11 protein-coding genes are annotated in these 13233 nt (G+C 73.8%); 7 read left to right on the plus strand and 4 right to left on the minus strand.

Features of this window, described 5'->3' with window-relative positions; genetic code table 11:
- Positions 1–4334, minus strand: a 4334-nt coding sequence (locus tag J5Y09_RS23830; protein WP_209354350.1) for a type I polyketide synthase, incomplete at its 3' end; no start/stop codon positions are given.
- 22 nt (positions 4335–4356) lie between these two features.
- A complete protein-coding gene (locus J5Y09_RS23835) occupies positions 4357–5652 on the minus strand; it encodes a glycosyltransferase (protein WP_209354351.1) in 1296 nt (431 codons plus the stop codon).
- 268 nt (positions 5653–5920) lie between these two features.
- On the opposite strand from J5Y09_RS23835, the gene J5Y09_RS23840 reads away from it, so the two are divergent.
- From J5Y09_RS23840 to J5Y09_RS23865, 6 genes are all read left to right on the plus strand, one after another.
- The gene (locus J5Y09_RS23840; protein ID WP_209354352.1) at positions 5921–6349 is read left to right on the plus strand and encodes a PaaI family thioesterase; all 429 of its coding nucleotides are present in this window, start codon (positions 5921–5923) and stop codon (positions 6347–6349) included.
- Positions 6350–6435: 86 nt separating this feature from the next.
- Complete coding sequence (locus tag J5Y09_RS23845; protein ID WP_209354353.1) at positions 6436–7140, plus strand: isochorismatase family protein; 705 nt, start codon at positions 6436–6438, stop codon at positions 7138–7140.
- The gene (locus J5Y09_RS23850) at positions 7137–8132 is read left to right on the plus strand and encodes an asparaginase (protein WP_209354354.1); all 996 of its coding nucleotides are present in this window, start codon (positions 7137–7139) and stop codon (positions 8130–8132) included. The genes J5Y09_RS23845 and J5Y09_RS23850 overlap by 4 nt, the downstream gene beginning before the upstream one ends.
- A 137-nt stretch (positions 8133–8269) precedes the next feature.
- Complete coding sequence (locus J5Y09_RS23855; RefSeq protein ID WP_209354355.1) at positions 8270–8890, plus strand: hypothetical protein; 621 nt, start codon at positions 8270–8272, stop codon at positions 8888–8890.
- A gap of 60 nt (positions 8891–8950) precedes the next feature.
- On the plus strand, positions 8951–9964 hold the full coding sequence (locus J5Y09_RS23860) for an NAD-dependent epimerase/dehydratase family protein (protein WP_209354356.1): 1014 nt from the start codon (positions 8951–8953) through the stop codon (positions 9962–9964).
- Complete coding sequence (locus J5Y09_RS23865; RefSeq protein ID WP_209354357.1) at positions 9961–10917, plus strand: tripartite tricarboxylate transporter substrate binding protein; 957 nt, start codon at positions 9961–9963, stop codon at positions 10915–10917. The genes J5Y09_RS23860 and J5Y09_RS23865 overlap by 4 nt, the downstream gene beginning before the upstream one ends.
- 3 nt (positions 10918–10920) lie before the next feature.
- Here the strand turns inward: J5Y09_RS23865 and J5Y09_RS23870 are convergent, their stop codons facing one another.
- The gene (locus J5Y09_RS23870) at positions 10921–11535 is read right to left on the minus strand and encodes a hypothetical protein (RefSeq protein WP_209354358.1); all 615 of its coding nucleotides are present in this window, start codon (positions 11533–11535) and stop codon (positions 10921–10923) included.
- 67 nt (positions 11536–11602) lie between these two features.
- A complete protein-coding gene (locus J5Y09_RS23875) occupies positions 11603–12466 on the minus strand; it encodes a LysR family transcriptional regulator (protein WP_209354359.1) in 864 nt (287 codons plus the stop codon).
- 201 nt (positions 12467–12667) lie between these two features.
- On the opposite strand from J5Y09_RS23875, the gene J5Y09_RS23880 reads away from it, so the two are divergent.
- Positions 12668–13233, plus strand: a 566-nt coding sequence (locus J5Y09_RS23880) for a hypothetical protein (protein ID WP_209354360.1), incomplete at its 3' end; no start/stop codon positions are given.

A 13233-nucleotide genomic window follows, 5' to 3' on the forward strand; every position in this document is an offset into this window, starting at 1 on the left:
AGCGCGCCTGGCGCGGCGCGCGCGGCGAGCCCGGCCGCCGACGTCGTGCCGGCGCGGGCGCGCGCCGCCGCGGCGACGCCGATGACGAGGTCGGCCGCGTCGGCCCCGCCCGCTGGCGCCTCCGCGCCCACCCAGGCGAAGTCGATCCGGTCCGCCAGGGGCGGCGTCGCGCCGGCGCGGGCCTCCCCGGCCGCGCGGTAGACGATGTGCCGGCCCGAGGCGGCGAGCGCGGCGACGGCACGGCGCGTCAGCGGGCCGCCGGCGCCGAGTTCCAGCACGCGCAGCGGCCGCCCGAGCGGCCAGTCCGCCGCGATGCGCGCGATCGCCGCTTCGAGCACCGTGGCCAGCCGCACGAAGCCGCCGGCCTCGACGGGCGGCGGCGCGGCGGCGCGTGCTTCCCCGGCCAGCACGTGCGGCAGGCCTTCCGCCGCATGGGCGAGCCACGCCATGTCGAGCGCGAGATCCGGCTGTTCGGCGAGCACGGCGCGCCAGATGCCTTCGGCGGGCGGCAGGGGCTGGTCATCGGCGATGCGCCAGCCGCCCTCGGCGGATTCCGCCAGCCCCGCGGCGGCGAGGCCCTGCCACAGCGCGCGCCGATAGGGCGTGGCGAGCGGCGGCGCGGCGGGCAGCGCGGCGCTCGCCGCGGCCGCGGCGAAGCCTTCCAGCAGCAGCGCGGCTTCCGACAGGTCGGCCGCCTCATCCGCAGCCTGCGCGGCGGCGATCGCGGCCTCGGTCTCGATCGGCGCGGCGATGGGCGGCAGCGGCGGGGCGGGCAGCGCATCGAGCCGGAAGGCATGCGCCAGCGGCCCCGCCCGGCCCGGCAGCGCGACGCGCTGCAGCCAGATGTCCGCCAGCAGCGCGACCGGCGCGCCGGTCGCGTCGCGCAGCACGGCCTCGGCGATCACCAGCCTTTCGCCGCGGCGGACCAGCGCGATCTCGGCGCGTGCCGGGGGTGCGGCGGCGCGATCCACCACGAGGCGCCCGATGCGCACGGGCACGAGCGACTGGCCATCCGCCCGCCCGCCGACCAGCGCGACGAGACCTTGCAGGGCGCCGTCGAGCAGCACGGGATGAAGCAGGAACCCCGCGGCCGGCGGCGCGCTGTCCGGCAGCGCCAGGGACACGGTCGCGCGGCCCGCCGCGTCGTCGGCCAGCACCTCGGTCACCGGGCGGAAGGCGGGGCCGTAGTCGAGCCCGGCGCGGGCGGCGCGGGCGATCACCTCGGCGCCCGTCATGCGCCGCGGGCCGGCGGCGGCGGGCGGCGGCGCGGCGGGCAGGCGGGGCAGGGCGGCGATGCGCGCGCGCGCGACCTGGCTCCAGGCCTCCTCGGCGAGGCGACGGCGCGAGTCCAGCGCGAAGCCGCCCTCATCATCGACCACGACGCGCAACTGCCGCGTGCGGCCGGGCTCGAGCGGCAGGGGGCGGAGGATGGCGAGGTCCGTCACCTCCAGCCCCGGCGCGTCCGGATGGCGCGCGGCGGCGGCGGCGAGGGCGGCCTCGGCCATGGCGGTCGCGGGCAGCACCGCTTCGCCGAGCAGCCTGTGGTCGGCGAGCCAGGGGGCGAGGTCGGTGTCGAGCCAGGTGGTCCAGCGCCCGGGCTCGGCGCCGTCCCGCGCGCCGAGCAGCGGGTGGTCGCGCGCCGGGGCGACGAGCGGCGTGGCTTCCACCGTGCGGGCGAACCAGATGCGCGAGCGGGCGAAGGGCGTCCTGGGCAGCGCGTCGCGCTCCGCCTCGCCGGCGAAGGCGGGGGCGGCGCGCGGATCGGCCCCGCGCGCGATGGCGCGCGCTGCGATGGCGGGGAAGGGATCGCCCGGCGGGTCGCGGCGCGTGAGGCTCGCGAGGATCGCCGCTTCCCCCGTCTCCTCCCGCAGGCTTTCGCGCAGGTAGGATTGCAGCACGGGGGCGGGGCCGATCTCGAGGAACATCCGCGCGCCACGCCGTGCCGCCGCCCGCGCCGCCGCGCGGAAGCGCACGGGCGCGCGGAGGTTGCGCCACCAATAGCCCGCCGTCGCTTCCCCGCCTTCCATCGTCGCGCCGGTCACGGTGGAGACGAAGGGAATCCGGCCGGCGCGCGGCGCCAGCCCCGCGAGGTCGGCGAGCAGCCGCGCGCGCACGGGCTCCATCGCCGCGGCATGGAAGGCGTAGTCGAGGTCGAGCGGGATGGCCGAGATCCGCGCTTCCTCCGCCGCCGCGCAGAGCCGCGCGATGGCCTCGGCCGGGCCGGCAGCGGTGATGGCGGCGGGCCCGTTCTCGGCGGCGATCTCGAGCCCCGGGTCGGCGGCGGCGAGCAGCGCTTCCGCTTCCTCCGCCCCGCAGCCGATCGCGGCCATGCGGCCCGTCCCGCGCGTGGCGTGCTGGTGGCGGCTGCGCGCGACGACGAGGCCGGCCGCCTGGGGCAGGGTCAGGATGCCGGCGCACCAGGCGGCCGCGACCTCGCCCACCGAATGGCCGAGCGCCATGGCGGGCGCGATGCCGTGGCGGGCGAGCGTGCCGGCGATGCCGACCTGCACGGCGAACAGCAGCGGCTGGGCGATGTCGGTGCCGGCGAGTTCCTCGGCCGTCGCGCCGCGGCGGATCAGCGCGAGCGGCGACCAGCCGAGCAATGGGGCGAGCGCCTCGTCGGCCTCCCGCAACGCGCGGCGGAAGGGGGCCGAGGCGGCGAGGGCGGCGCGCGCCATGCCCGCATGCTGGGCGCCATTGCCGCTGAAGACGAAGGCGATGCCGCCGCGGACGGCCTCGCCCTCGACGGCGTCCTCGGCGCCCTCGCCCGCCTGCCAGCGGGCGAGGGCATCGGCCAGCGCATCGCCATCGGCCCCGCGCAGCACGAGGCGATGGGCGGCGAGGGTGCGATGCCGCGCCACGCCGCGCGCGAGGCGTGCCGTCGCCTGCGCGTTCAGCCCCGGCAGCACGCCGCGCCAGGATCCGGCGAGCAGCGCGAGCGCGGCGCGCGACGGCGCGGAGAGGATGAGCGGCGGCTGGCCGGGGCCCGCGGCTTCGCGCCGGCGCGGCGCGGGCGGCGCGGCGCCGAGCAGCGCGGTCGCGTTGGTGCCGCCGAAGCCGAAGGCATTCACGCCGACCACGGCATCGGCGCGCGGCGCCGCCGCTTCGAGCCGCCGCGCGACGGCCAGGTTGAGCCCGGCGAAGTCGATCTCTGGATTGGGCGCGCCGAAATGCAGAGAGGGCGGCACCGCGCCCCGTTCCAGCATCAGCAGCGCCTTGATCAGCCCGGCCATGCCGGAGCCCGCTTCCAGATGGCCGATATTGGTCTTCACCGAGCCGATCGGCAGCGGTGCGGACCGGTGGCGCGCGATGGTGGTGCCGATCGCCCAGGCTTCCGCCGGGTCGCCCACGCGCGTGCCGGTGCCATGCGCCTCGAAGGCGAGGAAGCGGTCGGGATCGACGCCGCTGCGGGCCAGCACGCGCGCCATAAGCGCCGCCTGCGCTTCCCTGTTCGGCAGCGACAGGCCGATGGTGCGCCCGGCGGCGTTGGTGCCGCTGCCGAGCAGGATGGCGCGCACACGGTCGCCCGCCGCCTGCGCATCCGCGAGCCGGCGGAGGATGACGACGCCAGCGCCTTCCGCCCGCACATAGCCGTCCGCCGCCGCGTCGAAGGCGCGGCAGCGCCCGGTGGGGGAGAGCATGCCCGCGCGCGAGAAGCCCACGAAGGAATAGGGCGAGAGCAGCATGTTCACGCCGCCCACCACCGCCGCCTCGATCTCCGGCTCCTCGGCCAGGGTGCGCGCGGCCAGGTGCAGCGCGACGAGGGCGGATGAGCAGGCGGTGTCGACCGTCTGCGCCGGCCCGCGCAGGTCGAAGACGTTGCCGATGCGGTTGGCGACGATCGACAGCGCGTTGCCGGTCATGAAGAAGCGGTCGCCGGCGGACGGATCCTCGAGCCGCAATTCCGCGTAGTCGGTCGAGGAAGCGCCGGCGAAGACGGCGATGGCGCGGCCGGCGATGCGATCCGCCGGCCAGCCGGCATCCTCGAAGGCCTCGGCCGCGACTTCCAGCAGCAGGCGCTGCTGGGGGTCCATCTCCGCGGCTTCGCGTGGGGAAAGACCGAAGGCGGCGGGATCGAAGCCGGCCGCGTCGCCGATCGTGCCGGCGGCGAAGGTGTAGGCGCGGCCGGCTTCGCCCTGGCGCGGGTGGAACCAGCGCGCCTGCTCGAAGCGGTCGGGCGGGACCGTCGTGACGGCATCCCGCCCCTCGGCGAGCAGCGTCCAGAGGCTGTCGAGATCCGGCGCGCCGGGCAGCCGGCAGGCGGCGCCGACGATGGCGATGCCGCCGCCGTCCCGGTCCGCGCGCGTGCGCCGGCGCGCCGTGCCGCGACTCATCGTGCCGCCATCATGCGCAGCCTCAACGCGCCGCGACCGGCTCGGCCGGCAGTCGCTCCGGCTCCCGGACATCCGCCGCATCGGGGCGCCGCGGCACGGTCGCGCCGGCATGGCGCCGCGCCACGGCGTCGAGCAGTCCGTCCACCGAGGCGAAGTGGTCGTCCCAGGAGGGCGGCGACCAGGCGCGCAGCCGCGCGAGCTGTGCGGCGCGCGCGCGGCTGTCGGGTGCCGCGTAGTCGAGGATGCTGCGCCGCCAGCCCGCGCCGTCGAGCGGGTCGAGGTATTCGGGCACTTCGCCGCCCACTTCCCGCAGCGCCGGCAGGTCAGAGCAGATGGCCGGCGCGCCGGCGGCCAGCGCCTCGGCCAGCGGCAGCCCGTAGCCTTCGGCGAAGGAGGGGAAGAGCAGCGCGCGGCTGCCGGCGACGAGGGAGGCGACCTCCGGATCCGGGCGCGTGCCCAGTTCCTCGACGAGGCCGCGCAGCAGCGTGCAGCGCTCGAGCAGGTCGAGCACGTTCTCGTTCTCCCACCCCCGGCGCCCGACGATGACGAGATGCGGCGCGGCCGGCCCCCATTTCGCGGCGAAGTCCCGCCAGAGATGGAGCAGCAGCAGATGGTTCTTGCGGGGCTCGATCGTGCCGAGAACGACGAAGTAGGGATGCGTGCGGCGCGCGGCGGGCGGGGTGGCGGATGGCGGCGCGATGCCGAGCGGCGCGACCGCCACCGGCGGCACGGCGCGCGGGCGCACTAGATGCGGGCGGAGCGAGGCCGCCGTCGCCGCGGAGTTCACGATGACGCCATCGGCCAGCGCGGCGACGGTGGCCAGCCGCCGCAGATGCTGCATCGCGACCCCCGGCCGCGCATATTCGGGGTGCGTCGCCGGGATCAGGTCGTGCACCAGCGGGATGAAGGCCGCCCCCGCCTCGCGGATCGCCGCGATCGGACCAGGCTGTTCCATCAGGCGATGCGAGACGAGCAGGAAGAGGCTGCGGCGCTGGCGCGCCAACGCTGCATCCAGGCGCCCCTTGCCCCGGCCGAGCGCCACGCGGGCGAGGCCGAGCCGCCCGATGAAGCGCGCCCGCCGTGCCGCGGCGGAATCCCCCGTGGCCCAGCCGGCCTGGAGCGCCGCGGCGAAATCCGCGACGAGCCCGCGCGGCAGGGCGGCGTAGCCGCCCCAGGGTGCGCGGGCGCAGAAGGTGACGGCCGATTCCGGCTCGGCCAGCCAGCGTGCCGCATAGGCGGCTTCAACACGATCGATCCCCGACGGCGCCCGACGACGGCCACATGCCAGGAACCGGGACACGTCCAGCACTACGTGCACGGCATCACCATTCTTGGCCGGCGGTGCGGCCGGCGAGTTCTTGCCCCACGCGTCCCCGCGGCCTGGTCGATGACCCCGCCCTTCTGTTCCGCCCGATACGGGCCGGGGCGTCTGGTGCACGCGACTGAGCGGCTGACTTCACATCCTTCGCAGGATCATTCGGTGCGACAAAGAAACATTCCCGTGTGGTCGCCCCGGGTGCCCGGCCCTGGCCGCACGGCGCGCGGCGAGTCAGACTTGCCGCGCGGCATCGTGCGGCGGAGGGCACATGGGAATCTGGAAGCGCAGCACCGATCCGGCGGAGATGGAGGCGCGCTTCGCGGGCAGCCTGCCGGGCCTGTTCGGCATCCGCATCCTCGAGATCGGGGAGGATTTCATCCGCGCCGCCATGCCGGTCGATGAACGCCACGCGCAGCCCTTCGGCATCCTGCATGGCGGCGCGTCCGTCGTGCTGGCCGAGACGATCGGCAGCATGGCGTCGAACCTCACCCTGCCGCCCGATCGCCAGGCGGTGGGGCTCGAGGTGAACGCGAACCACGTCTCCTCCGTGCCGAAGGGGGAGACGGTGACGGCGACCTGCCGCCCGTTGCATCTCGGCCGCACCACCCAGGTCTGGCAGACCGAGATCCATCGCGCCGATGGCAGGCTCGCCTGCGTGTCGCGCCTGACCACCGCGGTCGTCGAGAAGCGGGGCTGAGGTTGCCGCCCGGGTGCCGCGCGGATAGCGTGCGAGCCCAGGGAAACGCGACCTCGCCGGCCCATGCCCGACAGGGGAGAGAGCCCGTGCATCCGCTGAACATACCGCCCGAGATCGCCGCCCGCGTGGAGGCGCGCTGCGGGCGCGCGCATCCCTTCGAGGATCTCGACCCGCGCCGCACCGCCTTCGTCGTCATCGACCTGCAGGTCGGCTTCATGGACCCGGCGATCAGCCACGCCTATTGCCCGATGGCCGAGCGCATCGTCCCCGTCGTGAACCGCCTTGCCGCCGCGGTGCGGGAGACGGATGGCGGCGTCTTCTGGATCCAGAACACGCACGATGCCTCCTGCGACGAGACCTGGACGGTGATGCAGCGCATGGCGACGCCGGCCGCGCGTGCGAGGCGCGTCGCGGCGATGAGCGAAGGCTCGCCGGGGCATGCGCTGTGGCCGACGCTTGACGTGCGCGCGGAGGATGAGCGCGTGCTGAAGCGCCGCTTCAGCGCCTTCATCCAGGGATCGTCGGACCTTGCCGCGCGGCTGCGCGCGCGCGGCTTCGACACGGTGCTGATCGGCGGCACCGTGACCAATGTGTGCTGCGAGAGCAGCGCGCGCGACGCGATGATGCTGGATTTCCGCACCGTGATGGTCGCGGATTGCAACGCGGCCAACAGCGATGCCGAGCACAACGCCTCGCTCGCGGCCTTCTGGAACATCTTCGGGGATGTCATGACGACCGACCATGTGATCGAAAGGCTGCGCGCGGGCGCGGCGGGGCAGCGCGCGGCATGAGCGCGAAACCCAAAGTCGCGATCATCGGCACGGGGGGCACCATCTCCTCGATGGGCAAGGGGCCGCTCGAACTGATCGACTACGCCTCGGCCGGGCAGGTGCTCGACGTGAACGGCGTGATCGCGCGGGTGCCGGAACTGGCGCTGGTGGCCGATGTCCTGCCGGTGCCCTTCCGCGCCATTCCCTCGACCGCGCTCGGCTGGCCGGAATGGAAGGAATTGCTGCATATCTGCGACCGACTGTCGGCCGAGCATCCGGACCTCGCGGGCATCGTCGTGACGCATGGCACGGCCTCGCTGGAGGAGACGGCCTACTTCCTCTCCCTCACGCTCAAGATCCCGCAGCCCGTGGTGGTCGTGGGCGCGCAGCGGCCTGCCTCGGCACTCGCCGGCGACGGGCCGATGAACCTGGTCAATGGCTGCCGCGTCGCGGCCGATCCGCGCGCGCGGGGCCTGGGCGCGCTCGTGCTGCTGAATGACGAGATCCAGGCGGCGCGGGAGGTGACGAAGACCTCCACCCTGCGCATGCAGACCTTCCGCACGGCGGATTTCGGCGCGCTGGGCCATGCCGATGCGGATGAGATCGCCTGGTATCGCCGGCCGCTGCGCCGCATCGCGCCCGATACCGAGTTCGACGTGCGCGGGATGGCGGCGCTGCCGCGCGTCGACATCGCCTACACCTATGCCGGGGCGGATGGCGCGGCGATCGAGGCCTTCGTCGCCGCCGGCGCCAAGGGCATCGTCACCGCCGGCTTCGCGCCGGGCTACGTGACGCCGGCCATGTCGGCGGCGATGGCCGATGCGGTGAAGAAGGGCGTCGTCGTCGTCACTTCCTCCCGCGCCATGTCGGGGCGGGCGGCGAAGACGTCGCGGAACACGGCGCTCGGCTTCATCACGGCGGACAATCTTACGCCGCAGAAGGCGCGCATCCTGCTCTCGCTCGCGCTCGCGCACGGGATGACGGATCTCGAACGCGTCTTCGCGACGTACTGATGCCGCAGGGGGGAGAAGGGAACTTCTCCCCCCTGCACCCCCCCTCAACCTTCTTTGGAACCTTTGGCCATCGGACCCCAGCAGACAGAAAAGGGAGGGGGTCCGGGGGAGGTTCCCCTCCCCCGACCTTCCTTCCGATGACCGACCGCGCCTGGGTCCGCCTCCCGTCGGGCCGCCGCCTCGACCTGCTTTCGCCCACCCCCTTCGACTGGACCGACGCGGACCTCGCCACCGGCCTTGCCCGCACCTTCCGCTGGGGTGGCCATTCCGCCTGGCCAGAGCCGTTGTCGGTCGCGCAGCATTCGCTGACGGTGCTCGCGCTGCGCCGGTCGCGCACGCGCCATCGCCTGACGCCCGCGCAGGAACTGCGCGAATTGCTGCACGACGCGGATGAGGGGTTGATCAACTTCGACTGCATCTCGCCGCTGAAGCCCTTCCTCGGGCCCGCCTTCGCGGAACTCCAGGCGCGGTTGTCGGCCGTGATCGCCGCGCGCTACCGCCTGCCGGCCTGGACGGTGGAGGAAAAGCGCGCCCACAAGGCGGTGGACGTGGCCGTCGCGGCGGCGGAAGCCGTGCACGTGGTCGGCTGGACGGCGCAGGAGGTGCGGGAGACGCTCGGCATCCGCGCGACGCCGATGGAGAAGGACCCGTTGCAGGTCCGCTACGGTGAGCCGCCCTGGAAGCCCTGGTTGCCCGATGCGGCCGCGGCGCGGTTCCTGGAGGAATTGACGGCGCTCGCCGCGCGGGCGGGCCTCTAGCCGCGCCGGCCTTCCCGCGCGATCATCCCCGCGGAAACGATCCAAGGGGGAAGCGCGCGCATGTCAGCCGCGGTGCCGGTTGCCGGCAACAAGTTCATCATCGTGGGGGGCGCGAGCCTCGTGGGCTCGGCAACGGCGGCAGAGCTGCTCGACGCCGGCGCGGCCGAGGTGGTGCTTTTCGACAATTTCTCGATGGGATCGGAACAGGCCGTAGCACACCTGAAGGACAATCCGCGCCTGAAGCTGGTGCGCGGCGACGTGATGCGCCTGCCCGACCTGCTGCGCGCGATGGAAGGCTGCCAGGGCGCGCTGCTGCTCGCCGCCTACATGACGCTGAACATGGACCGCGACCCCTGGGGCGGGCTCGACGTCAACATCCGCGGCGTGCAGAACGCGCTCGAGGCGGCGCGCGCCAATGGCGTGAAGAAGGTGGTCTTCGCCTCCTCCAACGCCGTCTACGGCTACGGGCCCGGCGTGAAGGGCGACCTGGTGGAGGAGACGCCCTTCCATTCCGTGGGCGCCCCGCCGGCCGCCATCCTGTACGGCGCGACCAAGATCATCGGCGAGCAGCTGTGTCGCGACATGAAGCGGCGCTTCGGCCTCGACTACGTCGTGCTGCGCTACTCGACCGTGTACGGCGAGCGTCAGCACTACCGTGCGGCCAACGCGCTCTACATCATCGAGACCTGGGACAAGGTGAAGCGCGGCGAGCGCCCGCAGGTCTATGGCGACGGGTCGGAGACGAAGCACTTCGTCTATGTGGGCGACCTCGCGCGGGCCAACCGCATGGCCTTCGAATCCGCGGCGACGGATGTGTCCGTGAACACCTCCGGCCCGAAGCCGGTCACGACGCTCGAACTGGTGCGGATGGTCACGAAGCTGGCGGAGTCGGAGATCGAGCCCGAATTCGTCGGCGATACGCCGGGCAAGGTGCGGCTGACCTCGGGCGGTGCCTTCCGCATCGCGCATGAGGCGGCCTTCGCCGCCATCGGCTGGAAGCCGCAGGTCGAGATGGAGGAAGGCCTCCGCCGCCTGATGGCCTGGATCGAGAGCAACGAAGGGAGGACATCATGAAGGTCACACGCAGGACGCTGCTCGGCGCGGCGGGTGCCACGCTCGCCGCCCCCGCGCTCGGCCAGCCGCGCTGGCCGGACCGGCCGGTCGAGATCGTGGTCGGCTTCGTCGCCGGCGGGGCGACGGACCTCGATGCGCGGGCCGTCGCGCCGCTGCTGGAAAAGCGGCTCGGCGGGCCCGTGGTGGTGGTGAATCGCCCGGGCGCGGGTGGGGAGGTCGCGCTGGCGTCCGTCGCGCGTGCGCGCCCGGACGGCCATGTGCTCGCCACCACCAACATGCCGGGGCTGCTGACCATCCCGATCGAGCGCCAGGCGCAGTTCAAGCTCGAGGATTTCGTCGGCATCGCCAACATGGTCACCGACCCGACCGCGATGACGGTGCATGAGGACAGCCCGTACCGGACCATGGCCGACCTGATCGCGGCGGCGCGCGCGCAGCCGGACCGGATCACCTACGCCTCCCCCGGCGTCGGCACGGACGACCACCTGCAATTGGTGCTGCTGCAGGCGCTGACCGGGATCTCCATGACGCATGTGGTCTTCCAGGGCGACCCGCAGCTGCGCACGGCGATCCTCGGGCGGCAGGTTGATGTGATGGGCCTCAACCTCGGCCCCGTCACGGCGAACCGCGAGAAGCTGCGCACGCTGGCGATGGCCGGCGCGGCGCGCAGCGCCTTCCGCCCGGACGTGCCGACGCTGACGGAACTGGGCTTCCCGGTGGAGATGGCTTCCGAGCGCGGCATCGTCGCCCCCGCCGGGACGCCGCCGGCGATCCTCCAGCGGCTGCGCGAGGCGATGGCGGATGTGATCCGCGACCCCGACTTCGTGCGCGTGATGCGCGAACGCTACACCGAGCCGCGCTACGAGGAAGGTACCGCCTGGTTCACGCGCCTCGCCGGCCTGCAGGGCAACTACCGGACGCTCTGGCAGCGGACGCCCTGGTCGCAGCGCTGAACCTCACGCGGGCATCGCGCTCGCGTGCTGCTTCACCCCGGTGGCGCGGCGCGTGAGCGCGGTGGCGGCGACCTTGTTGTCCACCTCGTTCGGCGCTTCGGTGCCGGTGAGCGGATTGCCGTCCAGTTCGCGACAGATCACGCCGTCCTTCACCTTGTGCACGTCGGTCACGACCGGCGTCGTAGCGTCGGAGATGTTGTGGATCAGCTCGTGCAGGATGCAGCCCGCGACCAGCTGTTCGCGGTTCGTCGTCGCATTCGCGCGCGGGTCGCCCTTCTGCACGATCTGCCGCATGTAGACTTCGCTGACCACGGCCTTGTCGGCCGCCCCCATCATCGTGCTGCCCGATACGCCGAGGGTGATGTCCTCCGTCGCGCGCTTCGCGACGATGCTGTCTTCCGCCGAGGTCAGCAGGTAGCAGACAAGGTCGCGCGCCTTCACGTCGCCCTGCTTCGTGTCCGTGCGTACCGCGACCGCGCTGAAGGCAGGGACCGACAGGATCACCGTCTCGAACCAGCCCTTGAGCAGCGCCGCGGTGGTGGCCAGGTGGGATGCCTCGAAGCGTCCCCTCAGGTCGCCCGCCTTGTTCACCAGGTGGATGGTCAGCGTCTCGGCCATGGTGGTGGTCCCTTGCCTGCCCCGCGCGGCACCTTACCGCGCCCGGCGCGCCGCGCGGTATCGCCGCTCACACTCCCGCGCGCGGCGCGGCGAGGCTCTCGCGGATGAAGCCGATCAGCGGATCGACCAGCGCGCTGCGTCCCTCCGCATCGCCGAACAGGCACATCTCGGCGGTGCCGCAGGCGGGCAGGCCGGGGACTTCCTCGAGCCCCGGCGGCAGGCCGGTGCGGCCCAGCACCGTCGCGGCGAAGCCCGCCTGCGCCGCCGCCGCGACGCCGAGCAGCGAGGCCGAGGTGTAGAGAAGATCGAAGGCGATCCCCGCCCGCGCCAGGGCGGCGAGCGCCCGGTCGCGCAGCATGCAGCCCTGCGGCAGCATCGCCACCGGCAGCGGCCGGTCCGCCGGCGCCTCCCAGCCGGGGGCGGCGACCCAGACGATGGTCTCGGTGAAGATCGGCCGGCCTTCCGTCTCCCCGTCGCGCCGCTTGCCGAGCACGAGGTCGAGCGCGCCCTCGGCCATCGCCGCGCGCAATTCGTGGCTGCGGCCGACCTCCACCTCCAGCCGCACCTCGGGATAGGTCTGGGTGAAGCGGGCCAGGACGGGGGCGAGGTTGCGGGGGATGAAGTGGTCCGCGACGCCCAGGCGCAGCCGCCCCGCGACCGGGGGCGCGACCATGCGGCGCACCGCCTCGTCGTTCAGGGCGAGGATGCGGCGGGCATAGGCGAGCAGCGTCTCCCCGTCCCGCGTCAGCGCCACGCCGCGGCCGCCGCGGTCGAGCACGCGCTTGCCGAGAATTTCCTCCAGCCGCTTCACCTTCAGGCTGATCGCCGATTGCGTCAGGCCGAGCGCGCTGCCGGCGGCGGTGAAGCCGCCCCGTTCGGCCACGGTGACGAAGCCGCGCAGCAGGTCGAGATCGAGGTCCGGAACGCGCATGGCATGAGAAACCATCATGTCTCATGCGCCGTCAATGAGGATCGGTGATGATTTCTGCCGCATCTGATGACGGCGGCGTGATGATTCTTGAAGCGCGCCGGAGGCACGCGGTAGCCTTCCGCCATGATCGCACATCGCGCGGTACCGCAGGACGGCCCAAGGATCGCCGGCCCCCGCAGCGGCGCGAGGTGGCGCATCGTCATGGCTGCCGCATCGCTGGTCGTGGGCCTGGCGCCGCGCGGCGCGCTCGCCGGGCCGAACGACTATGACGGCGACTGGGCCATGAACCTCAACTGCACGGCCAACACCGTGTCGGGCTGGGCGCCGCTGTCGATGAACATCGCCATCACGCTCCGGGCCGGCGTGGGGGAAGCCGTGCGCACCGGCGCCAATCCGCTCGGCGGGCGGGACACCAACCGGTGGTCCTTCCGGGTCAACGGCAACACCATCGCGATCCGCAACGACGGATCGGCGAATGACGGTCGCACCTGGGTCTACCGGATCAGCGGCACCGCCGCGGGGCCGACGCGCTTTTCGCTGACCGGCGGGAACTACACCACCTCCGGCAACACGCTGATGCGGACCTGCGAGGGCAGCTTCGTCTCCGTCGCGCCGGCGCCCGGCAGCCTCGCGGCGACCGGCGGGGGGCGGGTGCAGACGGCGGAGCGCAGTCCCGCCGCGCCGACGGCGCGCGGCACCGGCGGGGCGGCGACCGCCCCGGCCCAGCAGCCGGCGGCCGCGGCGCCCGCGCGCCCCGCCGCGACGCC

Source organism: Roseomonas nitratireducens, from assembly GCF_017813355.1.
GTDB classification, from domain to species: Bacteria; Pseudomonadota; Alphaproteobacteria; order Acetobacterales; family Acetobacteraceae; genus Neoroseomonas; species Neoroseomonas nitratireducens.